Raw genomic sequence first — 24,644 nt, 5'->3', positions numbered from 1 at the left:
AATGCAGATTTGAATATGACGTGCGGGCGCAAGCTGCCCGGCGCGCTACTTCCTGGGTACGTCCTTTCTTCCCGCCGCGCCGCCTTCCGGCGCATGGCCCAACTTTTTGGCCATGATCGCTGCGACGCGATCGCCGAGATAGTCGCCGGAGGCTTCTTCGAGCGCACGGTTCATTTCGCTTTCGACCAGCACCATCGCAAGCGGGCGCACGCGCCAGATCGCCTCCACGAGAGCAGGCACGTCGGCGGGCGGCGGCAGCGCGTCGGCATCGTAGCGGTCCAGTTGACGGACCACCAGATCGACCAGTGCCTTGGCGACCGCGTTGAAATGCGGCCGTGCAATGCCGACGGCGTCGAGCAGGTCGGCGAGCGGGATGCCTTCCTTCGCCATCGTCGCGCCGGCGGCGAGCGCCGTTGGACTGCCGGACACGAAAGAGAGGCCGTCACGTTCGAGCAGGCCGAGATCGACCGCTTTGCCGAGTGCGCTGGGCGAGGCCTTGTCGCCGAACATTTGCAGCAGTTCGAGCAGCGAGTATTTTTTCGGCCGTTCACGCGACCAGCGTCCGCCGATTGCCGTCTCGAGTCCGAGGATGGAGCGCAGGTCATGGCCTTCGTCCACGGCCATGATGAGGTCCTGAATGTTCGCAAGCGTGTAACCGCGCGCGAGCAGATGATTGATCAGCTTGAGACGCGATACGTGGGTATCGTCGTACACGCCGACCCGGCCACGTTTTTCAGGCGGCGCGAGCAGGCCGCGATCCTGATAGGCGCGCACGTTGCGCACCGTGGTGTCGGTGACGCGCGCGAGTTCGTCGACGGTGTATTCGTTGCGCGGCGTGGCGCCCGACGGGACGCTGGGGTCGTCGGGCGAGTGCGGTTCGGGGGGCGGCGTGTTGGTCATGCGGCGATTTTAACGCGGCCACCCGTGACGCTGCCAGCGCGAGGCTTTAGTCGCGCTGCGCTGCATCGCCGGGCAGGCTCGAGTCGCCGAGGCCCAGCGTGCGCTGCATCAGCGTGGTATCGATCCAGCGGCCGTGTTTGAAGCCCACGGCCTTCAGCGTGCCGGTCAATTCGAAGCCGGCCTGGGTATGCAGGGATAACGAGCCGCCGCTGCCGCCGTCGGCGATCACGGCCACCATCTGCCGCCACGGGCCGGTCTCGCAGCGCTCGATCAGCGCCTGCAGCAGCACGCTTCCGAGGCCGCGTCCGCGATAGGCGTCGCCCACATAGATTGAATCTTCGATGGTGTTGCGGTACGCGGCGCGCGGCCGGTACGGCGTGGCGTAGCAATAGCCGGCGACCTCGCCGTCGATCTCGGCGACCATGTACGGCAGACCGTGGCTGCGCACTGAAGCGAGGCGCGTGCGCAGATCGTCGACGGAGGGCGGGATTTCTTCGAACGAGGCGACGCCGGTCAGCACGTGGTGCGCGTAGATCGCCTGAATCGCGGGCAGATCGGCCTCGGTGGCGTCGCGAATCATGGGGGCGTCGTGCGGCGCGCGGCGGGTAGTGCTCATACGGGTTCCTGTCGTGGCGAATGAATCGGAAGATAGGAACGACTATGCCCGCCGCGCGCGCGAATTTAAAGCGAGTCAAAAATGACGGCTTTTATAGTGGCTATTTGCACGGCGGCGGCGGCCGGCTGGCGTTGGCGCGTCGCTGAAACCTGAGCGACATATCGCTCAATTATGCGAGTACGTGTCCGGCTGCGTCGTATGTCCGCGATGACGGCGATGATGCGACGTCGAATGTTTCGCTTGAGTCCTGGGCGCAGCGTGTTCGCCGGATTGGGTCTTACCCGGTTGCATGGTGCTTTGACCTTCGCCGAAATGGAACGTCTGCGAAGTCTGCGCATACGCGCTCGCGGACAAGGTCAGGGCGGCGACAGCCAGGCAAATTGAAAACTTCATGAATCCTCCTTCGGAACGAGCCGGTGAGGATACCCGTTTTCTAGCCGTGGAGCCGCGTGGCTTACATCAGCCGGAGCGGTCCGCTTGCGCTGTTGTCGATCACCGGCAGGGCGCGCGAACCCGGCAACTCGTAATGCCACCATTCGCTGCTGATATGCACAAAACCCGCTGCGTGCATCACGCCCAACAGCAGCAGACGATTGCGTTGCACCTGCTGCGGCAAGCCTGGATGAAAGTGCCCGGACTCGATCGTCATCGCGTCGAAGTCCGTGCCCATGTCGAGCGCGTGGCCGTGTTCGTCGAGCAAGGTCAGATCGACGGCGGTGCCCCGACTATGGTTCGAACCGCGGCTGAGGTCTGCGACGTAAGTCGGGTCGGGCAGGAAATCCCACAGCACCTGCTGGGCTTGCGGTGGACGGTACGCGTCGAAAATGCGCAGCTTCGTGCCGATCTGGCGCGCGAGTTCGACTGCGCGGCGCAGCGCTGCGTCGGCCGGTTCGAGCAGCAGACAGTGCGCGGTTGTGTAGATCGGCTTGCCGGTGAGATTGCGCCCGGTCGCATAGACGAGGTCAATGTCGACGTCGTGCGTTGACGGCGTGATTTCGATGAGTCGATGATCGGGCATGTGGCGAAAGGAGTAGAGCGCTTCAGAGATCGAACTGGTCGAATTCGCTTTGCAATTCCCGATTGCGGGCGACGCGTTCATCGATGTCCGGGCCAAGCCGTTCGACGATCGCCGACATCAGCAGATTGAACAGACAGGTGAGCGGCGCGAGCGAATCCCAGAATTGCCCGACATCGGTTTTCACCTGCAGCAGATCGCCGTCGAATTCGCGTGCCCACGGGCAGTAGATATCGGTGACGAGCGCGAAAGGCAGGCCACGTCGCGTGGCGGCTTCGCAATAGCGGCGCGCGACCTTCGAATAAGCGCGCGTATCCGTGATGATCAGATACGGCGATTCGAACGACGAGTTCAGTGAATCGACATACGAGCCCGACATGCCGTCAGAATAGAAAACACGCGGACGTATGTACTCGAGGTAGCTATAAAACGCGTTACCGATGCCGCGTGTGGACTGGATGCCGAGAATGTAGACCGCGTCGGCGTTCGCAATGCGTTCGGCCACGCGTGCGAACACGGGCGACTGCGCCAGTTGGTAGACATGCTGGATCGCGCCGATCTCGAGTTCGAGCGAATGCGCAAGCGCTTCGCTGGGGATGGCCGGCGCGGCGTGCGGTGCGCCGTCTTCTGCCCGTGCGTGACCGGGCGTACGGCGGAACGCGTCGAGCCGGTCGGTGATCAGCCACGGACGCTCTTGCGCGCCGCGCAACTCGCGCTTCAGGTCATCGAGATTCCGGTAGCCGATGCTGCGCAAAAAACGCCCGACCGAAATGCCGCTGGTGCCGGCTTGCTGGGCGATCTGGTCGGCGGTCTCGAGTCCGAGCCGTTCGAGATTGGCCAGCATATAGCTGGCGACACGCTTTGAAGTGGGCGTGAGTTCTGCGAAGCGGGCTTCGACGGTTTGAGCGAAAGCGGTGGGCATCGTCAGTGGCGGCGCAGGGCGGTAGTGAGTCGGTCATCGCGATGATGACATATTCACTCCGCGCATTGGCGCTCGAGCCCGCTTCTTTACACCGCCGGGCGCACCGGCGCGGTTCGTGAGAAGCGCCGCGCGCCCGCTACGCACGCCACCACCAGGACGGTGACCAGGATCATCGCGGGCGGCACTTCTTCGTGCAACAGCAAGCCCGCGAGCAACAGGCCGAAGAACGGCTGCAGCAACTGTAACTGGCCGACGCCCGCAATGCCGCCAAGCGCGAGTCCCCGATACCAGAAGACGAAGCCGATCAGCATGCTGAAGAGCGACACGTACGCAAGCCCCCAGAACGCCGCGTGGCTCACGCCCGCGAATGAGGCGGGCCGCGTCCACCACGCGAGCGGCAGCATCAAGGGCAGCGACAGCACCAGCGCCCACGAAATCACCTGCCAGCCGCCCAGACGGCGCGAGAGACGCGCGCCCTCGGCGTAACCAAGTCCGCAGGCAACGATGGCCGCCAGCATCAATGCGTCGCCGACCGGTGAGGCGTCGAGGCCATGACGCAGGGCGAACGCGACGACCACGCCGCTGCCCAGCGCCGAGAACAGCCAGAACGCCGACTGCGGACGTTCACCGCCGCGCAGCACGCCGAATATCGCGGTGGCGAGCGGCAACAGGCCGACGAACACGATGGCATGGGCGGAACTCACATGACGCAGCGCCAATGCGGTCAGCAGGGGAAAGCCGACCACCACGCCGAGTGCAACGACGATCAGCGGAATGACATCGCGGCGCGCAGGGCGCGCCTCGCGAAACACCAGCAGGAGCAGCAAGCCGAGCATGCCGGCGATCGTCGCGCGGGCGACCGTGAGGAACACCGGATCGAGTCCCTGCACGGCAATGCGCGTGGCCGGCAGTGAGCCGCTAAAAATCAGCACGCCGATCATGCCGCTTACCCAGCCGTTCGTAGTCTTGTCCATGGGATGAGGCGCTCACGCAGAAAGTAGAACGCAAAGCATCCGCCGTCGAGCGATAAACGGTAAGCTACGGATCAGTACAATTTGTACAAACTGTACCGACCAAGGAGCAGTACAGATGGCGGAAAGCGAGATCAAGCAGGTGGTGTCGGGCACGCGCGTCGGCGCGGTGATGGACAATCTGCGCGAGCGCATTGCAAGTCGCTCGTTGATGCCCGGCGCACGTGTGCCGTCGATCCGCGCGATGACCGAGACGCTCGGCGTGTCGAAGTCGACTGTGGTGGAAGCGTATGACCGGCTGGTGGCCGAAGGGGTCATCGGCGCGCGGCGCGGTTCCGGCTTTTTCGTTTCGGGCCATGCGCCGCCCCTCGCACTTGCGGACCTCGGGCCGAGTCTCGATCGTGAAGTCGATCCGCTGTGGCTGACGCGTCAATCGCTGGAGACGGGCACCAAGGTCCTGAAGCCGGGGTGCGGCTGGATGCCGGCTTCGTGGCTGCCGGAGGAGGGCGTGCGGCGCGCGTTGCGGGCCGTCGCGCGCGATCCGCAATCGCCGCTTGCCGAATACGCGAGCCCCTACGGCTTGCCGGCGCTACGGCAACAACTCTCGTGGCGGCTCGCGCAGCACGGCGTCGAGGCGCCGCCCGAACAGATCGTTCTGACCGATGGCGGCACGCACGCACTCGATCTCGTGTGCCGCTTTCTGCTCGAACCCGGCGACACGGTACTGATCGACGATCCGTGCTACTTCAACTTCCAGGCACTGTTGCGGGCCCATCGCGCCCGCATCGTCGGCGTGCCTTATACGCCGTCCGGGCCGGATCTGGCGGCGTTCGAGCGGGCGCTTGTCGAGCACCGTCCGCGGCTTTATGTGACCAACTCGGCGATCCACAATCCGACGGGCGCGACGCTCGCGCCCGCTGTCGCGCATCGCGTCCTCAAGCTCGCGGGCGAGCACGATCTGCTGATCGTCGAGGACGATATTTTCGCCGACTTCGAGGAGGAAGCCGCGCCGCGTCTCGCCGCGTTCGACGGGCTCGCGCGCGTCGTCTCGATCGGCAGTTTTTCGAAGACGCTGTCGGCGGCGGTGCGCTGCGGATACATCGCCGCGCGACCCGAATGGATCGAGCCGCTGATCGATCTGAAGCTCGCCACGTCATTCGGCAACGGTCAACTGGCGGCGAGCGTGGTGCATCGGCTGCTGGTGGATGGCGCGTATCGCCGGCATCTGGAATCGATGCGCGCGAAACTCGCCGATGCGATGGGCGACACGTTACGGCGTCTCGGCGCGGCGGGCCTCGACGTCTGGACGCGGCCTCGCGGTGGCATGTTCGCGTGGGCCTGTTTGCCGGATGGACTCGACGCCGCCGACGTCGCTCGCCATGCCTTGAGCGGCGGCGTGGTGTTCGCGCCGGGCAATGTGTTCAGCGCGTCGCAGTCGGCGGCCGGTTTCCTGCGCTTTAACGTCTCGCAATGCAACCGGCCGAAGGTATACGAGACGCTGCAGCGCGCCATGGATGCCGCAGCAGTATCGAAGACACGAACGCGCGAGCCGGCCCGCGTCTGAATGTGCGCTGCGCCGAAGCGCTAACGCGAGCCTACTTGCACAGCAGAAGCAGGCGCTCCTGATCCGTGCAACTGGAGCGTGGCTTCTGGGTCGCCTGCACCGCGGCCGCGCTGCTGATTGCCGCGCTTCGGTTCGCGAGGCAGGCACGCAAATGCTTCTCGACCGGCGGGTAGTATTTCCAGCCGCGCACGAGCGTCGGCAATTCGAGTTTGACCTGCTTCCATTTCGGGTGGCCGTGCTCCTGCAGATTCTCGAAGTTGGCGCACAGCGAGTCGGCGAAATGGTTCAGATTGCCGACCGTGTCGCGCAGGCCGTAGTCGTAGGTGACGAGAAAAGCCTTTACGGTCAGCGTGGGCACGTCGTCTTTCAGCCAGGTCGGATAACTGGCCGCGCGAATCGCGGTTGGGAAATAGGTCTGTTTGGCGCGCGCCGTTTCGGGCGCGGCGGGATCGACTCGCAGCAGACGGATCTGGCTCAGCAGGTCCGGATTCATGTCGTTGAACAGCTTGGCCGGCTGGCCGACCACGATGATCGCCACGTCCACCTTCTTGACGATCAAGGCCGCCAGCGCGTCCTCGTTGCTCAGGTGCTGCACGTTCTGCTCGGGAATCGCCTGGCCGAACATGAGGTGATAGAGCGTCGTGGCCGTTTGCGCCGTGCCGCTGCCTAGCAGGCCGACGCTGATGGTTTTGTCCTTGATGTCGGCAAAGGTTTTCATCGGCGAGTCCGCGCGCACCACGACGTTAATCTCTTCGTCGTAAAGCGGCATGATGAGCCGTAACGGCCGGATGGCCGTCCCTGCGTCGGCATTGCCCGCGTTGGCCATGTCGAGGTAAGCCTGGTACACGTCGGATTGCACCAGCGCGAGTTTCACACCCGACTCGAAGCGCATGCGTTGCACGTTTTCAGCCGAGCCCTTCGAGGCCATCACTTCCAGGTCGATGCCGGCCGGCTGCGCCACCCATTTCGACAGATCCTGGCCAAACTGGATGTAAGTGCCCCGTTCCGGGCCCGTCACGATTTTGTAGTGCGCGGGTTCTGCGCCAGCCAGCGCCGAGACGACCATCAGCGCCAGCCCCAACCACCCCGCAAGCAGTCTCTTCAGCATGGTCTTTCTACCTATCGGTCAGGTTCATACAGCCCCGCGCGTCAGCGCGCGTGAAGCACCAGTGAGCCGGTTTGCCATGTCATGTTCCGTGCGCCGCGGCGGCGATGTCCGTGTGCTGCCGCTCAGAAGCAGCGCAATCCAGGGGGCGGTTTACCATAGGCACGGCAAGATGATTCGGCATCCATATTAGTTGTCATTTTGCCGGTGTGGCTGCCGTTGCCGTGTGCTGGTTCAGCGGCGCCCAGCCGGTTTCACGAATCACGCGCTCGAGAATGGTTCTGGCGGTTTCGTTGCCGGCATCGATGGCAAGCGCGTCGTTGGCGTGCTGTCGCGCGCATGGCCACGCTTGCTGCGCCACACAAGTCTGCGCGGCTTGCAGCGCGGCGTCGCGGCGGGCACTCAGTGGCTTGAGCTGGTTGGCGAGGTCTTGCGCATCGGCGTTGGCCGGTTGCAACGCCTGCGCGGCGTCGAGTGCGTTCTGGGCCGCGGACAGATCGTTGGCGCGGAAAGCCAGACGGGCCGACTGTAAGGCTTGCCCGGCATCGCGATACTGCGGCGCCGCAGGTTTGGGCGAGGGCGCGGCCACAAGGGGCACGATCGGCGTCGCTGGAATCACTTGTACGCTTTTCGCGGAATCGCTCACGTTGGCCGGGTTGACTGGAACGACTGGAACGACGGGGGCGGGCGCGACCGGAGTCGCGAGATTGGCGGTCGTGGCCGCGCTGCTCTGCCGAGTCGCCGGAGCGGGCGCGTAGGGCGCGATCGTGCCGGTGGTTGTTCTGGCATCCTGAGCAGTTTCCGCGGACTGATCCGCGCTGCCGCTTTGCGAATCGTGATCGCCGCCGAATAGCGCGTAAACGACATACGCCAGGCCAATCACGACAATCGCTCCAATGGCAAGAAGCACTTTGCGAATCGGCACGCGACTCGGGCCCATCGGATAGGGCAACTCGGAAAGGGGCGGAATCGGTGTGTCCGGAGAGACCAGCATCGCCGGCGCCTGCTGGACCGGTGCTTCGGGCGGTACGGGTTGATCGTTTGCCGCGGCTCGCGGCCCCAGTTCCGCTTCACTGCGCGCGGGCGGCTCGATGGCGTTCTTCTGTGCGGCCGGATTCATCGCACTGGCGCGGCTGCCGGGAATCACCGTGCGCTTGTGCGGGCCCGCGTCGAGCGGATGGACCGCACCGCAATACGGGCAATAGTCGACCTGGCGGTACAGTGCGCCGCCGCACCGCTTGCAGGGCGTCGGGAAGCTGTGACCGAGTACTGTCTGGGTGGACATGCGAGGGACCCACCATGGGAAAACGATGCCATTACGGCATGTTCCGGATCGCGTTTGAAGCGGGACCGATGTCCGCGGAAAGCACGACCCACATGCACCGGAGAGTCTAGGGACGCAAGCCGACGCTTGCGGTGCCGCTGTTTGCAATATGTGGCGTTTTAATCACGACGTCAATCGACGTTCTCACCTATCGCGTGTGCGTTTGCGCACAGTGACTGATTAGACGAAATACCTCCTATGTCGGCAGAACGAACGGGTAGGCGAACTTTTTCACGCCGAATCAGAAGTTACCTTGGAGAATGAAAAAACGAGGCCGGCGCATCGAGCGTCCGACCTCGTTATCAAGCGCTTGAAGACAGCGCCAAGCCGATTCACTGCTTACGCAATGGATGATCTTTCAGCAACCATGAAAGTACGAAGGCCAGCACGACGACGCAGGCCGCCGAGAGGTAAACCGTATGCAACGCGCCCGCGAACGCTTGTAGATAATCGCTGCGCAATGCTTCGGGTAATTGATGAATCGCGGCAGGTCCGAGCGCGTGCGGCAATTCCGTATCGGCCGGAATCAACTTCGCGAGACGCGTGGCGAGGCCGTTCGAAAACACCGCGCCAAAACTCGCTACGCCGATCGAGCCGCCAATCTGACGGAACAGCGTCGCGCCCGACGTGGCCACGCCCATGTGCTTGAATTCGACCGAATTCTGCACCGCCAGAATCAGCACTTGCATCACCATGCCGAGACCGCAGCCGAGCAGACCCATGTCGAGATACATCACATGAATCGGCGTGCTGAGCTGCAGGCGCGCGAGCAACACCATGGCGATGGCAACCAGCAACGTGCCCGCGATGGGGAACATACGGTACTTGCCGATCTTGCTGATAATGCGGCCGGTCACCATCGACATCACGAACAGGCCGCCCATCATCGGCAGCATCTGCATGCCGGCTTCGGACGGTGTCGAGCCCTTCACCACTTGCAGGTAGAGCGGCAGGAAGGTCACCGAACCGAACAGCGACACGCCGATGATGAAGCCGATCAGACTGCTCAACAGAAACGTGCGCTGTTTGAAGAGGCCAAGCGGCATGATCGGCTCGGCCGCCGTGCGCTCCTCGTGGATGAAGCCCCAGATCGCCACGAGTCCCATGCCCAGCGTGAACCACAATTGCGGCGACGACCACGGCAGGATCGTGCCGCCCTGGCTCGTGAACAGGATGATGCAGGTGAGCGCGCCGGCCAGAAACGCCGCGCCCATATAGTCGATCACGTGCTTCACGTGGCGCACGTGCGGCTTGAAGACCGCGCCGATCACTACCAGCGCAATAATGCCGAGCGGCAGATTGATGTAGAAAATCCAGCGCCATGAGAGGTGCTCGACCAGAAAGCCGCCGAGCAGGGGACCTATCACGGTGGCCAAACCGAACACACCGCCGAACACGCCCTGGTAGCGGCCGCGCTCGGCAGGCGGAATCACGTCGCCGATGGCCGCCATGGTCACGACCAGCAGACCGCCGCCGCCGAGCCCTTGCAGCGCGCGCAACACGATCAATTGCGTCATGTCCTGTGCAATGCCGCACAGCGCCGAGCCGACCAGAAACAGGACGATGGCCGTCTGCAGCACGATCTTGCGGCCGAACAGGTCGCCCAGCTTGCCGTAGAGCGGTACGACGATGGTCGAACTCAGCAGGTAGGCGGTGACCACCCATGACAGATTGCTAAGGCCGCCAAGCTCGCCGACGATGGTCGGAAGCGCGGTCGAGACGATCGTCTGGTCGAGCGCGGCGAGCAGCATGACCAGCAGCAGCGCAGGAAAGAGCAGGCGGATCGGCGGGTGATCCGCGGGCTGCGAACTGGTCCGCGTGTCCGGCTCGGCGGATTGAGTCATTGTCGGCTGATCCATGGGTGCGAGAAGTATTGAAATTAATTAACTTGGAGATTAATATAGGCGACATCGCTCCACTCGTCAAATTGAATGCAATGGCAAGGATTCCGGCAGACCAGCAGAAGGTGACAAATGCACCGCGTCCGGCGGCTTCGAAGAAGGCCGGCAAGGCGGTTCAAACGCTGGCCGACGGGGCACGGGCCGACGCAGGGGCCGCATCGAAGGGGCCAACGCCAACGCCAACGCCTGCGCCAACGCGGCGCCCTGGCCGCCCGACGGGTGCCGCACGAGGGCCGGAGCAGCGCAGCCGTTTGCTCGATGCCGCACTGGTGCTTTTCGCGCGGCAGGGCATCGTCGATACCACGCTTGGGGAGATTGCCCGCGAGGCAGGCTTTACCCCGGCAATGATGCATTACTACTTCAAGACGCGTGACCAGTTGCTCGACGTACTGATCGACGAACGCTTCGCGCCTTTGCGGCAAGGGCTCGGGGTGCCGTTCCAGGAAAACCCCGACGATCCGGTCGCGGCCATCACGCAACTCGCGCAGCGACTGGTCCAGGTGGCAAGCGAGCATCCGTGGTTCCCGTCGCTGTGGGTGCGCGAAGTCATCAGCGACGGCGGTTTGCTGCGTCAGCGCATGCACGAACGGTTCGGCGACACGCATCAAAAGGCCTCGTTGTCGGCCATCGCGCGCTGGCAGAAGGAGGGCCGTCTGAACGCGGCGCTTGAACCGGCGCTGGTGTTCGTGACCGTGCTAGGGCTGACGATTTTGCCGCTCGCCACGTCGAAGCTGTGGCGCGACGATCCTGTGCGGCGCAACATCGGCGGCGCGGAAATCGCGCGACATGCGGTAGCGCTGCTGGTGCAGGGAATTGGGCCGGCCAGATAGGGATGGAATGTTCCGAGGGCACCAGGCGGCGCTTCCGCCGTATCCCGGATGATCAGGAATACTGTGCATCAAGCCAACGCATGCCACTGCGGCCTCTCGTCGTTTCGGCCATGCTCCCACCCGAACCCATCGAGGCACGCAACGTGCTACTGATGGGGTGGATGAGGGTGCCGGAGACAGACAGTCGTTCAGCCGGCCGCCCCAAAGAACACCAATCGACAGAAAAGACGTCAGCGGAAGGGCCGTGCCAGTGGGGTTTTGCACGGACCGCCAAGGCGAATCGGGCATCGGCATCGGTGCGTCAGGATAATGACGACGAGGGCCGGTTTTTCATCGGCGTGCAATTTTGGCGCGTTACTGTGCGCACGCGTTGCGCTCGGGCCATGTCTTACAATCGAGGGCCTTGGCTGCAACTCGACGCATGAAATCGAGTCGGAACCATGAACAGCAACAATATCGTCGCGCATCGCGGCGTTACGCAACAGAGCGATACGCTGGCCGTATCTGACGGCCTAACCGGTTTTATTGAGCAACAACACAAAATGAATGGAGCATTGAGACTCGATCAGGCCACGATCGTGCTCGTCGAAGACGACCCGGATAGCCGGGAATCGCTGACCTTGTTACTCGAAGCAGAGGGCGCCCAGGTGGTCGCCGTGGCGGATGCGGAAGAGGGCGTCGAAGCGGCGCTCCGATTATTACCCGACGCCGTGGTATGCGACCTCGAACTGCCGGCCATGGACGGCTTCTACCTGATCCAGCGGCTGCGGGACCACGAGATTCGCGGCAACCACCCGCCATCCGTGGCGGTGGCGCTCACCGGGCACACTGACGACGCCTATCGCTTGCGAAGTATCGGCGAAGGGTTTCAGCATTTCATGATGAAGCCGGCCTTGCCTGAGGATCTGGTGACGTTGCTGCACGATGCGATCGACGCCCGCGCTGCGGGTTGAGCGGTTGCTGTCGTGACGGGCTTTGCCCACGCAGATCGCACGCGCAGCGTGTGACCTGCGGTGGGGCGAGCGCGGCGCTTATCTGGAGTCGGCGGCCGTCGCGCCGACACTCGCACCGGCGCTGGCTGCCTCGGCTGCCTGACAGGCCGAGCATAAACCCTTCAATTCGATTTCGTCGCTCGCCAGGCGATAGCCCGCGTCCTCGATCTGCGCGACGAGCGCCTGGCGCAGCTTTGGCTGATGCAACTCGGTGACGCTGCCGCATTGCTGACACACCACCAGAATGCCGTGCTGACATTGCGTCAGGTCGTGGCAAACCGTAAAAGCGTTGATCGACTCGATTCGATGCACGAGCCCTGCTGAAAGCAGAAAGTCCAGCGCCCGATACACGGTGGGCGGCGCCGAGCCCGGATGAATCTGGCGCATATCGTCGAGCAGTGAATACGCTTTGGTGGCGCGGCCCGAATTCAGCAGCAATTCGAGCACTTTGCGGCGAATCGGCGTGAGCTTTTCGCCGCGTTCGCGGCAATACTCTTCCGCGAGTGTGAGAGCGGCTTCCTGCGAATCGCCATGCGAATGCCCCGGCTCATGGATGTGAGCGGCGGGGGCGGCATTGGCTTTTTCGGTGGGCGCGGCGGCCTTGGCGGTCTTCATGCGTCGATTATAAAGGCCATCGCGCGATGCCGTGCCGGCTCACCGCGCTTCCAGCGTAATCACGCGTATTCAGGCGAACCAGGCCCGACCAGGCGCAATCAGGTCAACGCGAAATCCACGTATTTCTTGAAACCGCTGCGGGTTGCGACGCGCGAATACCAGCGCTCCAGATTCGGCAGCGGCGGACGCTCGACGCCGTCGAGCCCGAAATAGCGTTTCGCGTAAGCGCCGATGACGATGTCGGCAAGCGTGAACTTGTCGTCTTCGAGGAAGAAGCGCCCTTGCAGATGCGCGTCGACCATGTGCCACAACTGGGTGACCGCCGCGAAGTCGTGGGCGAGCCTGGCGGCGTCGCGTTCGGCGGCGGGCGTGCGCACGATCGCCCAGAACACCGGCTTTTCAGTCGGTTGCAGCGTGGAGAGGCTCCAGTCGAGCCAACGGTCGACGCTGGCGCGCAGTTTCGGCTCCGCGGGATAGAGCGCGCTCGCTTCGCCGTATTGCAGCACCAGATAGCGCAGGATCGAGTTCGATTCCCACAGCACGAAGTCGTCGTCGACGAGGGTGGGAATCTTGCCCGTCGGATTCATGGCGAGATAGTCGGGCTCGCTGTTGCGGCCGAATTGCAGGCCGGCGTCGATCCGCTCGTACGGTAGTACCAGCTCATCGCAGCACCACAATACCTTTTGAACATTGACGGAGTTCGTGCGTCCCCAGATCGTAAGCATCCGGTAAATCCTTTTCTTGACTCGTGCAGTTGGCAAGCCGCGCAAGGCACGCGGCGTTCAGCCAGTAACGATACACGAAGCACGCGGCTTTGCGAGCCCCGCGCAGGCGTTGCGTACAATGTGCGCACCCGAATACGACGAGGCACCGCATGGCCCGCATTGTCCCCGACGACTGGAAGAGCCTGGCCGCCACCGGCGCGGCGGCGCGCGAACGCGAGACCCTCGCGTTGCTCGAAGAAGCGCTGCCCGACGGCTACACCGTTTATCACGGCGTGCACTGGACGCGCCTGAACCAGAACTTCTCCGTGTTCGGCGAGGCCGACTTTGTGATCGTCAGCCCGGCCGGACGCGTGATGATCGTCGAACAGAAAACGGGCTTCCTGCGCGAAACGCCCAAGGGGCTGGTCAAGGTCTATCTTCAGACCGACCGCAACGTGGCGATCGCGTTGGCGCACACCGTCGAAGGTTTGCACCGGCGCTTTACGGCGGCCTTCGGCGCGGGCAGCTATTTCATCGAAGAACTGCTGTATTGCCCGGATCACGCGGTCAAGGACGCGGCGATCGCCGGCGTGAATCCCGCTCGCATCGTCGACGCCACGCGCAAGGACCGGCTCGCGGCGATCATCCGCGAAGCCCTGCCGGCCGACGAGCCGCGCCTTGCCAGCGCCGCGAAAATCCATCATTTCCTCGCCGACGAACTCGCGCTCACGCCCGACGCCAGCGCGCTGGTGGGCCAGGCCGGCACGCTCGTTACGCGGCTGGCCGGCGGTCTCGCCACGTGGGCCCGCCGGCTCGAGTTTTCGCCGTTCCGTCTGCGGGTGATCGGCACGGCGGGCTCCGGCAAGACGCAACTGGCGGTCCAGGTGATGAAGGACGCGGTCGCGCGCGGGCAGCGTCCTTTGTACGTGTGTTTCAACCGGCCGCTGGCGGACCACATCGCGCGGGTCGCGCCGCCCGAGGCCAAGGTGGCGAATTACCACCAGCTATGCGACTGGATCGCACGCGATGCCGGCCGGGAACCCGACTTTCAGTCGGGCGCGGTGTTCGATCGACTGGAATCGATGTTCGCCGACACGCCGATTGCGCCGCACTGGCAATTCGACGTGTTGATCGTCGACGAAGGACAGGATTTCCAGCAACCGTGGGTGGCCGCGCTCGAGCGCCTGTTGCGTCCCGGCGCCGCATGGTGGTGGCTCGAAGACCCGCTGCAGAATCTGTACATGCGTGAACCGGTGGCGCTGCCGGGTTGGACCACGCTGAAGGAAACCACCAACTATCGCAGTCCGCGCGACATTCTCGATTACGTGCGTAACGTGGTCGGCAGCTCGGTGCCGCTTGCCGCGGCGCTCGCGTCGGGCAGTCCGTTCGACGGCTCCGACATTTCGCTATCGGTCTACGACGAAGCGAACGCCGCCGAAAGCAGTATCGAGGCGACCAAGCGCGCGATTACCCAGGCGTTGTCGCTCGGTTTTCGCAAGCAGGACATCGTGGTGCTGTCGTTCCGCGGCCGCGAAGGCTCGGCGATGACGGCGCTGGATCATCTCGGTCCGCATCGGCTGCGCAGTTTCACTGGTAAATACGATCTGTTCGGCAACCCGGAGTATCGCGAAGGCGATGTGCTGTTCGAGTCGATCTATCGCTTCAAGGGACAAGCCGCGCCGTGCGTGATCTTCACCGAAGTCGACTTCGATACCTTCGACGAGCGCATCGCCCGCAAGCTGTTTGTCGGCGCCACCCGCGCGACGATGAAGCTGATCGTGGTCGCTTCGCAACGCGCCGCGCGGTATCTGCCAGCCTGAAGACGCGCGTCAGTGCCGCCTGGCGGCCTGATCCCAGGCGCGTGCGCCGACCAGCATGCCGGTTTGCGTTTGCGCGTCCCACCAGATCACGCGTAACAGCGGCGCTTGCTGCGCAATCAGCAGCGCCTGCACCGGATCGCTCTCCAGAAAATGCGTGACGCCGCCGCGCAGTGCCGCGCCGGCCTTGTGCGCGGCAGCGCCGGCGGGGCTTTCGTCGTGCGTGCCGGGCGCGCGCATCACGAGTTGCATATGGCCGAAACCATGCCGCGCGAGCCACGCCTCGGTGCGCGCGCGATCCGGCTCCGGGCGCCCCGTGATGATCGTGCGCACGCGTTGCAGGTCGATGGTGGGCAGCACGTCGAAGGGTTGCAGCGCGTCGCGCTCGGCGAGTGCCATCGCCAGATCTTCGTCGTAGCGAGCGAGCGGCACGTCGGGCAACAGGATGCCATCGAGATCGATCGCGTAAGTGGTGTATTCGTGATCCTCGGCCATCGCGGGCGCCGTGCCCGCTTCGACGCGTTCCCAGTCGTCGCGATAGCGCTCGGTGTAGGCCTGACGCTCCCAGGGAAAGAGCGCGAAATAGCCGCGCGCGTCGATCGCGTAATCGGGTTGTATGCGGCTCAGGTCGTCCACTGCGCCGGTCAGCGTTTTGACATCGAGTCCGTGTTGTCGCAGAAACGCCATGCAATCGACCAGCGTAAAGCCGCGTCCGGCGATGTCCTCGCACAGCAGCACCTTGGAACCGGCGGGCGGCATCGGCAGGGTCGAGTCCCAGGCCACCGTGCGTGACTGGCGCTCGTAACGCAGGAACGCGACGGGCGTGCCGGCTGCATGCGAGACCATCAGCGCGAGCGGCGCCCCGCCGCGCAGAATGCCGATTGCCAGCGTGAAGCGCCCGGCTAGCAAGGCGGGCTGCAGCGATTCGATCCAGTGATCGAGTTGCTCGTAGGTCAGGGGCAAAACCGGCTTGTTCATGACTCTCGTGACGTCGCGTTGCGCGGCGGCGGGCCGCCGTTTTGGTGACAAAGAATTTTGGCGATATTATGCATGCGGTTCACAGATCGCGCGTCGGGGTGACGCGTGTGAGCGGCAGGACATAGCAACAGATAACGGAAATAAGAAAGAAGATGACCAAGCTGTTTGCAGAGGTGCAAGGCAGGAAGAGCGCGCGCATCGGCGCACGCTGGGCCGCCGGCCTGATGGTCGCGCTGGCTGCATGGAACGTGCAGGCACAGCCGATGCCGTCGCTATCGCTCGACGTGACCGGCAGGATCGCGAGGACCACCGACGCGGCTCACAAGCTGTATCACTTCACCGAAGCCCAGTTGCTTGCGCTGCCGGTCCATTCGATCACCACCGCCACCACCTGGACGCCGCGCTCGACCTTCACAGGACCGTCGCTCGCGGATATTCTGAAGACCGTGGGCGCGTCGGGCAGCGAGATCGAGATCCATACGCTCGACGATTACACCTATACCATTCCAGTGTCGGACAGCGAGCGCTACGGCGTGGTCGTGGCGTACAGCATGAATGGCCAGCGTCTGAAGATCAGCGACTTCGGGCCGCTATTCCTCATCTACCCGCGCGACGCGTTCCCCGACGAACTCACGGGCGCCTCGGGCGATTCGAAATTCGTATGGCAGATCAAGGCCCTCATCATCAAGTAATGCGCCGCCCGTGGCGTCGCGTCTTCTACGTGCTGATCTGGCTGACCGCGCTCGCTGCGCCGGTCGGCGCGATCGGCTATCTGCTTTACGCCAACCTGCTCAATCCGCGCGCCACTGAGCAGTTGACCGGCACCTATGACGGGTTCTACTGGGACGCCGCGCAACTGCAGATCGCCTACGCGCGTTTCGAGAACCAGTTGCTGCTCTATCAGTCGGGCGATGACGACGACTACCAGCGGCTGATGCTGCGTTATCAGCTGCTGCAATCGAAACTGCATGTGATTGCCGGATCGACGCATCGGCTGACCACGCAGATCACGCTGCTGCAGCGGCAAGTGGACGAAATCCAGACGCTCGATCACGTGCTCGCCGACATTCAGCCCGCGGTCGATTCCTTGCCGAAGGACCACAGCCGTGCCAACGGAATCGTCACGAAGCTGCGCCAGCACTGGAACGAAATCAACGATCTCGCGCTGAGCCGCCGTTTCGCCGACGTGGCAGACCGTGAGGCGATGAACCGCGATTTCATCGACAAGCGCCGGATATTGTTCGCGGGCGGCCTGGTGCTGCTTTTGCTGTCGGCGGCAGCGACCTTGCTGCTCGTGCTCAACGGACGGCGCCGCACGCGCCTGATGCGTCAACAGCACGCCGCGCTCGACGCCGAGCATCAGGCGAGCCGCGCGGCGCGCGAGGCCAGTCTCGCCAAAGACGCCTTTCTCGGCATGATCAGCCACGAGTTGCGCACGCCCTTGCATGCCATCGTGTCGTCGATCGAATTGCTGGGTTTCAACTATCACTCCGAGGCCGACCGCAAGGTGATCCAGCGGCTCGAGACCGCGGGCCGGCACCTCGAAGCACAGATGAAGGACCTGACCGACTACGCGCGTCTGGGCGCCGGCAAACTCGAATTGCGTCACGAGCAGTTCGATCCGCGCGAACTGCTGGCGTCGATCGTCGACGAACACGCGATGTCAGCCGCCGCGCGCGGTTTGCAACTCGAGAGCGACGCCGGCGGCATGAACGGGCTGGTCGATTCCGATCCGCACCGGATTCGGCAGATCGTCAACAACCTGGTCACCAACGCCATCCGTTACACCGAAACCGGCTCGGTGCGCGTGAGCTTGAATCAGCGGCCGGCGCTGCTGGTGTTTGTCGTCAGCGATACGGGGCCGGGCGTGCCGCATGCGCAGATTCCGCTGATCTTCCAAGAGTTCACGCAACTCGACGCGTCGCGCACACGCCGTTTCGAAGGCGCGGGAATGGGATTGACGATCGTTCAGGGTCTGGTGAAGCTATTCGGCGGCACGGTCGAGGTGGCGAGTACGGTGGGTGAGGGGACCACCTTCACCGTAACGATTCCGGTGACAGCGATCGCGGCCACACCAGTGCCGGATGTGGCGGCGCAGACCGGGGCGGGCGGCGGGCGGCCCTGTGTGCTGATCGTCGACGACAACCGGCTGATTCGCGAATCGCTCAGTGAAATGATCGCGCATATGGATTTCGACGCACACGCCGTCTCCAATGCCGACGACGCACTTGCGTGGCTCGACACCCGCCGTTGCGACGTGGTCCTGCTCGATCTGCATATGCCGGGGCGCGACGGCTATACGTTTCTGGCGGACTTCGGCGAACGTGGCGGTCCCTCGGCGGGTGTGCCGGTGCTCGTGGTCAGCGCTTACGCGCCGGAAGTGCAGGGAACCGACGAACGCGATGAGACCGGCTCGTCAGCGTTTTTCGAAGCACTATTGAAGCCTGTGCATTACGAAGAATTGCGCAGCGCGTTGCAGCGCGCGCTGGCTTCGCGACATCTGGGTTAGCGCGTTGTGCGCAACGGGGGGCTCGCGGCTTCAGCCCCGAGCGCTTACGGCCGGTTGAGCCGCTTCGACAGATCGGCGACCAGAATCGCCATGCGCGCTGGCTTTTCATAGCAAGCGACGTCGTAATTGCGGATCACCTGGCTGATCTCCGACTCGCTGGCTTTGCCGGTCAGCAGTTCGCCGGTCAGCACGAAGATCGGCGCGTCCGGGTTCTCCGAGGCGCGCACGGCGCGAATCGCGGCCGCCGAGGTCTGCGCGCCGAACAGCCAGTCGATCACGATACCGTCGAACACCTGGGTTTGCAGTTGTTCGGCGAAAGCCGAGAGTCCGTAGATCGCGACCGCCGCGAAGCCGCTGCGCTCCAGATAGTCGCGCAGGTTGTCGGCGCTGGCCTGGTCGTCGTCGACCACGGCGATGGTTGGTTTGTCAGTCTCCGCGCGGCGCGGATAGATCTCGATCTTGTGAACTTCGTAAGCGCTTTGATACAGCGTGCCGTCGTGGCGCGCCACGCGCCATTGACCGAGCCGCGAATAGGCAACGAACTCCGGACGGCTGCCGGCCTCGAGCGCGGCGCCGACCCATGCGGTGCACGCCAGCTCGATCGCACCGATGCTGAATACGGCCTCCTGGGCGATCGCCCCGACCATGCCCGGATCGAGCGATTGCGCGCCGAACAACTGCGCGGCAGGCTCGCCGAATACCTCGGCGACCTTTTTGATCTGCGAGAGGGTCCATGGGCTGTTGCCGCGCAGTTTGCGGTGCCCTTGGGAAAAACTCAGATCGAGGATCCGGCAGAGCTCAGTGGTTTGCTGGCGTTTGCCGATTCCATGCCGGCTCATCAACTCGCGTACGCGCTCGGCGACCGCCATGGAGTCGGGTGAGTTTGTTTCGTTGGCCATACTGCGTGAAAATCCGCCGTCTTAAAGGGGTGCTGGGGAGTGGCGACGCCGCCATTGGGGGCAGCAAATGTACCGTAAAAAGAGCGCCTTTTGTACCTTCGTAGACTACCTTCGAGTCGCATCGGAGCGAGCTATGAAACAAACCGGTCAGCCGAGCCTTCTATGCATTCAGCATCAGGTCTATTTTACCGACGAAACCGGGCGGGATCCGTAAAAAGAAATATGACCTCACTCAATGTCGGGAGGAAACCGGCTAATTAGCCGGCATTTTTTCGAGCTTGGCCGCCGAGCTTTTCAGCCCTTTGAAAATCCGTTCAGCGACTTTGGCCGGAAACCGTTCGGGCAGTTCCGCCGAGACCCGCTCGATTACCGCGGGCGTTTGTTCGATGAGGCGCTGGATCAGCGGTTCGGCATCGGCGCCGTACGAGCACTTGAGTGCCATCGTGTTGAAGTGACGCCGCTGCACGTCGCGAAACGCGTCGTGCTTGCTGCGCGACCACATGCCCATGGCGAGCCTCGCTTTGAACCACGACCACTGGTTCGGGCCGCTGCCCTCGACCGGCCAGATCGACATCACGTCGTACAGCGGCGTGAGCCGGTAACGGCCGCCCGCCAGCAGGCGAATGCTGAAATTCTTGGCGTGACCATCTGGCGCGGCCAGCATCCAGAACAGGATCTGGCTGGTCAGCAAGGTCTCGATGTCGGCGCGGGCTTCGACCGATTGCTGAAGAATCCGTGCGAGATCGAGCACGCCGGGGCCACCTTCGTTTTCGTACTTTCGATGTGACGGCACGCCATACACCTGGCAGAAATCCTCTTGCGGCAGACGCAGCAGCCATTGCCCGCCCGAATGCAGTTGCCGGTCGAAACGTTCGACGCTCAAGACCCGCTGTTTGCCGAACGTCAGCATCTGTGCGTGCGCAACCGGCAGTCCGTAAGCCTGCAAAATCCGCAAACAGAGCCATTCGTTTTCAACCGAGGTGCTGAGGTCGGCGAGCTTGTTGCCGACCAGGCCGAGCGGCAGTTTGAAAATGTGCGTGGTGGGCGTAGCGCCATGCGGTCGTTGCCATTTTCCCTCGTGCCATAAGAGCGCGGATTTCTCCTGCGGCCGGCCAGCGAGATGCGGAAGTCGTCGGACTGGTCGGGCGCGCCGAGCGCGGGGCTGCCGATCGTACGCGCCAGCATGGTTTCGATTTCGTCCTCCGACATCGGCGTGCCCTCGATCCGTTCGACACCCTCCGGCGCGCCGTCTTCGGCGAGCAACTGGACGGCGCCGACGCAATCGCGGCCGATGGCTTGCAGCAGATCGAAGCTGTCCAGCGTGTCGGTCTGGTAACGTTGGGCGATACGCTTTCTGATCGCCTCGCTATCGGGCAGCAGGTTGTCGAAATAGTTGAGCACGCGCGGGCCTTTCTGCGCCAGGTTGCCTGGCGTGAACGGCAGCGACAACGACAGCGGACGCCCGGCGGCCGAATCGACCCAGGCGGGATCGTAGGCAAATTCCGTTGGACCGCGAGCGGGCAGGCGCCAGGCGCCGACGCGCTCGCCGTTGGCCCACACCGAAAGCGCCCGTGAGTGAGTTGGCCGCCCCATGCCTACCACTCCACCGGCGGCGCAGGCGCAGGCTCGGGCGACGGCGCATTCCTGTCGCGCAACTGCAGTTGCAGACCGTAGACGCCGCATAACGCGAGCAGTTGCCTGAGGGTGAGCGCGGTGGCGTTGGTTTCCCATGCTGACACGCGGCTCTGACTAACGCCGATCCGCGCGGCCGCTTCGGCCTGCGACAGACCGGCCTGCTTGCGGCTGGCGGTGAGCAGCAGGGCCATCTGGTCCGGCTTGGCGATGAAATGGAGCATGGCGATTTATCCGTCAAACGAATAAACGTATTTTATTCGCCAAACGAATATTCGTCAAATATTCGCCAAGCAGATATTATGCGAATATTCGTTAAACGAATAAAATGCAAATACTCGTCTCATGCTTATCTGCGGCCTATCCGGGATCAGGGCGTGGCAGCGTTGCGAACCGTCCAGCGGCCTGCGAAGATGACGCCCACCTCGAACACCTGCCAGCCCGATGACCACGACTTACCCGTTGCACACCGGCTTCACCTCCGCTGACAAAGCGTTTCCAAAACACGCCGACGTGGTGATCGCCGGGGCCGGCATCATGGGCTGCGCGGCAGCCTACTATCTGGCGCGCCGCGGCCTCTCGGTGGTGGTGCTCGACAAATCCCGCATTGCCGGGCAACAGTCGTCGCGAGCGTGGGGATTCGTGCGGCAGCAAGGCCGCGAAGCTGCCGAAGTGCCGCTGATGATGGCGAGCATCCCGTTGTGGCAACAGCTCGAGCGCGAGCTGAATGCCGACCTCGAATGGCGCCAGGGCGGTTGCCTCTACGTCGCGAATCAGGAAGAAGACTGGACCTCGTTCCAGCAATGGATGGACGTCGCGCGTCAGTACGGGCTCGACACGCGCACGCTCGATCGCAAGCAGATCGACACGATCGTGACCGGCATGCAAGGCCCGGCGCTCGGCGGCCTCTACACCCCGAGCGACGGCCAGGCGGAGCCGCGTCGTGCGGCTGCCGCGTTCGCGGCGCGGGCCGCCGAAGCGGGCGCGCTCTTTTTCGAAGGCTGCGGCGTGCTCGGCGTCGAACGCGCGGGCGGTGCAATTGCGGGCGTCGTGACCGAGCGCGGTACGCTGCGCACCTCGCGGTTCATCTGCGCGGCCGGCGCCAGCAGCTGGCGTCTGCTGAAAACGCTTGGGCTCGAGTTGCCGCAGCAGGCGGTACGCGGCACCTGCATGCGTACCAATCCGTTGCCGCGCGTCACTGCGTCGACCTTCTGGGGGCACGGCCTCGGCATACGTCAAAGGGCCAACGGCGCGATCAACCTCGCCGACGACATGCAGGTCGATGTCGACATGACGCTCGGCCATTTTCGGGCGCTCAAGTGGTTTCTGCCGGAGCTGTGGAGCCAGCGCGAGAAGTTCAGCTTCCATCTGAACGGCGCATGCTGGCGTGACCTGCGCGAGCGTCTGCCGGGCGGGGTGCCGGATGTCGAACGTGTGCTGCATCCGCGCGATCCGCATCCGCAGCCGAACGCGGGTCACGCGCCGCGCGCGTTGAAAAAACTGCGTGCCCTGTTTCCCGCCTTGAAAGACGCGCAGGTGGTCGAATCATGGGCCGGTCTGATCGACGTGCTGCCCGACGGCATTCCGGTCATCGACGCGCCGCCGCAGGTCAGCGGCCTGACGATCGCCACCGGCTTCTGCGGGCACGGCTTCGCGATGGGGCCGATCGTCGGCAAGCTGCTCGCTGAAATGAACGATGGCGAAGAGCCCTCGCTCGATCTGTCCGCCTTCCGCTTGCAACGTTTCTTCGACGGCACGATGCAACGGCCGCGCAGTATGCTGTAAGCGCCGGCGGCGAAGCTCAGGCATCCAACCGACGAATGCGTTGATCGGGCCCGTTTTCTGCTGGAAGCGGATACCGACCTTGCACCACGGACTGGACATGATGCGAACCTCCTCTACCTTGTTTGTCGCCTGCCTGCTGACCTTGAGCACGTTGCCTCTGGCGAGCGCCGCCAGTCGCGACGATCAGGCCAAAGCCTGTCGCGGCGACGCGATGCATTTCTGCGCCGCCGACATTCCCGACAAGGAAAAAATCACCGCCTGCATGAAGCAGCACCTGGACGAACTCAGCCCAGGCTGCCGCGCGATGTTCAAGGACGGCAAAAAACAGAACGACAGCAGTAACTCGCAATAACGCCCCCGCCGGCGCGGCCGGCTCGCGATCCGGCCCCACGGGGCGCCGGGCGTCGTAGAATCGCTTGTCCTCGACTCCTGGAGCCGCCGCGTGCCTGATCAGCCCAACCCGGGGCGACGTGTGCCGCGTTTTCGCCTGTCGCGCCGCCACCGCACGCCGTGGCAGGCGCCGCGCGCCCGCACGCTGTTCACGCGTCCCGCCTCGTCGCCCCAGCGAATACTGCTGCATCGCATCTATCTCGTGCTCGGGCTGTGTGTGCTCGCCTTCGCCGTGCTCTATCTCGACCGGGACGGCCTGCGCGATGCCAACCGCAAGGTGCTCGGCATTGTCGACCTGATGTACTTCACCATGGTCACCGTCGCCACGGTCGGTTACGGCGACATCGTGCCCGTCACCGCTCGCGCGAGATTGATCGACGCCTTCTTCATCGTGCCGATCCGTATCGTGATCTGGTTCATCTTTCTCGGCACCGCCTATCAGTTCGTCATTCAACGCGTCATCGAGGAATTCCGCATGAAACGCCTGCAAAAACAACTGAGCGATCACGTCGTGATTTGCGGCTACGGGTTGAGCGGGTCCGTCGCGGTGCGCGAGTTGCTGGAAAGCGGCTTCCCGGCGCAATCGATCGTGGTGATCGATCCTCAGCAGACGGTGCTCGAAGCGGCCACCGGTTTGGGCGTGGCCGGGCTGCTCGGCGATCCGTCGCGCGAGGACCTGTTGCAGCAGGCGCAGGTGCGCATCGCCAAGGCCGTGATCATCGCCGTCACCGACGACGCCACCGCGATCCTCCTCACGCTCACCGTGCGCAGCGTCGCGCCGGACACCAAGATCGTCGTGAGGATTCAGGAGCAGACCTATCAGCGCCAGTTGCGCCAGGCCGGCGCGAATGTGATCGTGTCGTCCACCAAGATCGGCGGCCTGCTGCTCGCCGACGCGGTGGAAAGCGACTACATCGTGCCGTTCGTCAACGATATGCTGTCGGCGCGCGGCCGCGTCAATCTGGTGGAGCGTCCCGCCGACGCGCAGGAGGTGGGGCGCTGGAGCAATGCGTTGCCCGGCGCGGTAGTGGTCGGCCTCGTGCGCGCGGGCCGCGTGCTGTCGTTTTACGAAGACGAGCCCTGTCCGATCGAGGCGGGCGATCTGTTGATGGTGATTCAGTCGTCACGCCGCGCGCCAGCGCCTGACTGATGTTTTTTGGCGAGCTAAAAATCCC

Annotated in this window: 23 protein-coding genes and 1 pseudogene; 9 read left to right on the top strand and 15 right to left on the bottom strand. The window is 63.9% G+C overall.

The window, feature by feature from the left end; genetic code table 11:
* Positions 1 to 45 precede the first annotated feature (45 nt).
* From FQ705_RS00685 to FQ705_RS00660, 6 genes are all read right to left on the bottom strand, one after another.
* Complete coding sequence (locus tag FQ705_RS00685; RefSeq protein WP_144137548.1) at positions 46 to 900, bottom strand: MerR family transcriptional regulator; 855 nt, start codon at positions 898 to 900, stop codon at positions 46 to 48.
* A gap of 46 nt (positions 901 to 946) precedes the next feature.
* The gene (locus FQ705_RS00680; protein WP_144137547.1) at positions 947 to 1,516 is read right to left on the bottom strand and encodes a GNAT family N-acetyltransferase; all 570 of its coding nucleotides are present in this window, start codon (positions 1,514 to 1,516) and stop codon (positions 947 to 949) included.
* A gap of 165 nt (positions 1,517 to 1,681) precedes the next feature.
* Positions 1,682 to 1,909 (bottom strand): hypothetical protein, encoded by a 228-nt coding sequence (locus FQ705_RS00675; RefSeq protein WP_144137546.1) that lies wholly within the window; start codon positions 1,907 to 1,909, stop codon positions 1,682 to 1,684.
* Between the two features lie 61 nt (positions 1,910 to 1,970).
* On the bottom strand, positions 1,971 to 2,534 hold the full coding sequence (ddpX, locus tag FQ705_RS00670; RefSeq protein WP_144137545.1) for a D-alanyl-D-alanine dipeptidase: 564 nt from the start codon (positions 2,532 to 2,534) through the stop codon (positions 1,971 to 1,973).
* A gap of 22 nt (positions 2,535 to 2,556) precedes the next feature.
* Positions 2,557 to 3,453, bottom strand: a complete 897-nt coding sequence (gene sapR / locus FQ705_RS00665) for a sap1 transcriptional regulator SapR (protein WP_144137544.1) — start codon at positions 3,451 to 3,453, stop codon at positions 2,557 to 2,559.
* Between the two features lie 86 nt (positions 3,454 to 3,539).
* Positions 3,540 to 4,427: a DMT family transporter gene (locus FQ705_RS00660; protein WP_144137543.1), complete on the bottom strand. Its 888-nt coding sequence runs from the start codon at positions 4,425 to 4,427 to the stop codon at positions 3,540 to 3,542.
* 115 nt (positions 4,428 to 4,542) lie between these two features.
* Between FQ705_RS00660 and FQ705_RS00655 the strand changes: the two genes are divergently transcribed.
* A complete protein-coding gene (locus tag FQ705_RS00655; RefSeq protein ID WP_144137542.1) occupies positions 4,543 to 5,988 on the top strand; it encodes a PLP-dependent aminotransferase family protein in 1,446 nt (481 codons plus the stop codon).
* 31 nt (positions 5,989 to 6,019) lie between these two features.
* Here FQ705_RS00655 and FQ705_RS00650 read toward each other — a convergent pair whose 3' ends face one another.
* The 3 genes from FQ705_RS00650 to FQ705_RS00640 all read right to left on the bottom strand — a co-directional run bounded on the left by FQ705_RS00650 (position 6,020) and on the right by FQ705_RS00640 (position 10,276).
* On the bottom strand, positions 6,020 to 7,096 hold the full coding sequence (locus FQ705_RS00650; protein WP_144137541.1) for a TAXI family TRAP transporter solute-binding subunit: 1,077 nt from the start codon (positions 7,094 to 7,096) through the stop codon (positions 6,020 to 6,022).
* Positions 7,097 to 7,289: 193 nt separating this feature from the next.
* Positions 7,290 to 8,378: a hypothetical protein gene (locus tag FQ705_RS00645; RefSeq protein WP_144137540.1), complete on the bottom strand. Its 1,089-nt coding sequence runs from the start codon at positions 8,376 to 8,378 to the stop codon at positions 7,290 to 7,292.
* 371 nt (positions 8,379 to 8,749) lie between these two features.
* Positions 8,750 to 10,276, bottom strand: coding sequence for an MDR family MFS transporter (locus FQ705_RS00640; protein WP_186307752.1), 1,527 nt, complete (start codon positions 10,274 to 10,276; stop codon positions 8,750 to 8,752).
* A 77-nt stretch (positions 10,277 to 10,353) separates the two neighbouring features.
* Between FQ705_RS00640 and FQ705_RS00635 the strand changes: the two genes are divergently transcribed.
* The gene (locus tag FQ705_RS00635) at positions 10,354 to 11,148 is read left to right on the top strand and encodes a TetR/AcrR family transcriptional regulator (protein WP_144137538.1); all 795 of its coding nucleotides are present in this window, start codon (positions 10,354 to 10,356) and stop codon (positions 11,146 to 11,148) included.
* Between the two features lie 440 nt (positions 11,149 to 11,588).
* On the top strand, positions 11,589 to 12,101 hold the full coding sequence (locus tag FQ705_RS00630; RefSeq protein WP_144137537.1) for a response regulator: 513 nt from the start codon (positions 11,589 to 11,591) through the stop codon (positions 12,099 to 12,101).
* Positions 12,102 to 12,179: 78 nt separating this feature from the next.
* Here the strand turns inward: FQ705_RS00630 and FQ705_RS00625 are convergent, their stop codons facing one another.
* Entirely contained in the window at positions 12,180 to 12,755 is a 576-nt protein-coding gene (locus tag FQ705_RS00625; protein ID WP_144137536.1) for a Fur family transcriptional regulator, read from the bottom strand.
* 98 nt (positions 12,756 to 12,853) lie between these two features.
* Positions 12,854 to 13,480, bottom strand: a complete 627-nt coding sequence (locus tag FQ705_RS00620; RefSeq protein WP_144137535.1) for a glutathione S-transferase family protein — start codon at positions 13,478 to 13,480, stop codon at positions 12,854 to 12,856.
* A 149-nt stretch (positions 13,481 to 13,629) separates the two neighbouring features.
* Here FQ705_RS00620 and FQ705_RS00615 point away from each other — a divergent pair, with 149 nt between their 5' ends.
* Positions 13,630 to 15,279, top strand: coding sequence for an ATP-binding domain-containing protein (locus tag FQ705_RS00615; protein WP_144137534.1), 1,650 nt, complete (start codon positions 13,630 to 13,632; stop codon positions 15,277 to 15,279).
* Between the two features lie 9 nt (positions 15,280 to 15,288).
* Here the strand turns inward: FQ705_RS00615 and FQ705_RS00610 are convergent, their stop codons facing one another.
* Positions 15,289 to 16,254: a phosphoribosyltransferase gene (locus FQ705_RS00610; protein ID WP_144137533.1), complete on the bottom strand. Its 966-nt coding sequence runs from the start codon at positions 16,252 to 16,254 to the stop codon at positions 15,289 to 15,291.
* Positions 16,255 to 16,406: 152 nt separating this feature from the next.
* Here FQ705_RS00610 and FQ705_RS00605 point away from each other — a divergent pair, with 152 nt between their 5' ends.
* Positions 16,407 to 16,946: a molybdopterin-dependent oxidoreductase gene (locus FQ705_RS00605; protein ID WP_144137532.1), complete on the top strand. Its 540-nt coding sequence runs from the start codon at positions 16,407 to 16,409 to the stop codon at positions 16,944 to 16,946.
* Complete coding sequence (locus FQ705_RS00600; RefSeq protein ID WP_144137531.1) at positions 16,916 to 18,763, top strand: hybrid sensor histidine kinase/response regulator; 1,848 nt, start codon at positions 16,916 to 16,918, stop codon at positions 18,761 to 18,763. The genes FQ705_RS00605 and FQ705_RS00600 overlap by 31 nt, the downstream gene beginning before the upstream one ends.
* A gap of 44 nt (positions 18,764 to 18,807) precedes the next feature.
* Here the strand turns inward: FQ705_RS00600 and FQ705_RS00595 are convergent, their stop codons facing one another.
* The 3 genes and pseudogenes from FQ705_RS00595 to FQ705_RS00585 all read right to left on the bottom strand — a co-directional run bounded on the left by FQ705_RS00595 (position 18,808) and on the right by FQ705_RS00585 (position 21,518).
* On the bottom strand, positions 18,808 to 19,662 hold the full coding sequence (locus FQ705_RS00595; protein WP_144137530.1) for a helix-turn-helix domain-containing protein: 855 nt from the start codon (positions 19,660 to 19,662) through the stop codon (positions 18,808 to 18,810).
* Between the two features lie 253 nt (positions 19,663 to 19,915).
* Positions 19,916 to 21,255: pseudogene (locus FQ705_RS00590) on the bottom strand (type II toxin-antitoxin system HipA family toxin).
* Positions 21,256 to 21,257: 2 nt separating this feature from the next.
* Positions 21,258 to 21,518, bottom strand: a complete 261-nt coding sequence (locus tag FQ705_RS00585; protein WP_144137529.1) for a helix-turn-helix transcriptional regulator — start codon at positions 21,516 to 21,518, stop codon at positions 21,258 to 21,260.
* A 220-nt stretch (positions 21,519 to 21,738) separates the two neighbouring features.
* Between FQ705_RS00585 and FQ705_RS00580 the strand changes: the two genes are divergently transcribed.
* The 3 genes from FQ705_RS00580 to FQ705_RS00570 all read left to right on the top strand — a co-directional run bounded on the left by FQ705_RS00580 (position 21,739) and on the right by FQ705_RS00570 (position 24,619).
* Entirely contained in the window at positions 21,739 to 23,079 is a 1,341-nt protein-coding gene (locus tag FQ705_RS00580; protein ID WP_144137528.1) for an NAD(P)/FAD-dependent oxidoreductase, read from the top strand.
* A 100-nt stretch (positions 23,080 to 23,179) separates the two neighbouring features.
* Entirely contained in the window at positions 23,180 to 23,431 is a 252-nt protein-coding gene (locus FQ705_RS00575; protein ID WP_144137631.1) for a hypothetical protein, read from the top strand.
* Between the two features lie 90 nt (positions 23,432 to 23,521).
* Complete coding sequence (locus tag FQ705_RS00570) at positions 23,522 to 24,619, top strand: potassium channel family protein (protein WP_144137527.1); 1,098 nt, start codon at positions 23,522 to 23,524, stop codon at positions 24,617 to 24,619.
* Positions 24,620 to 24,644 lie beyond the last annotated feature (25 nt).

This window comes from Paraburkholderia sp. BCC1884, assembly GCF_900996225.1.
GTDB lineage: Bacteria > Pseudomonadota > Gammaproteobacteria > Burkholderiales > Burkholderiaceae > Paraburkholderia.
The sequence above is the reverse complement of the archived record's forward strand: the minus strand, read 5'-3'. Positions and strand labels throughout refer to the sequence as shown.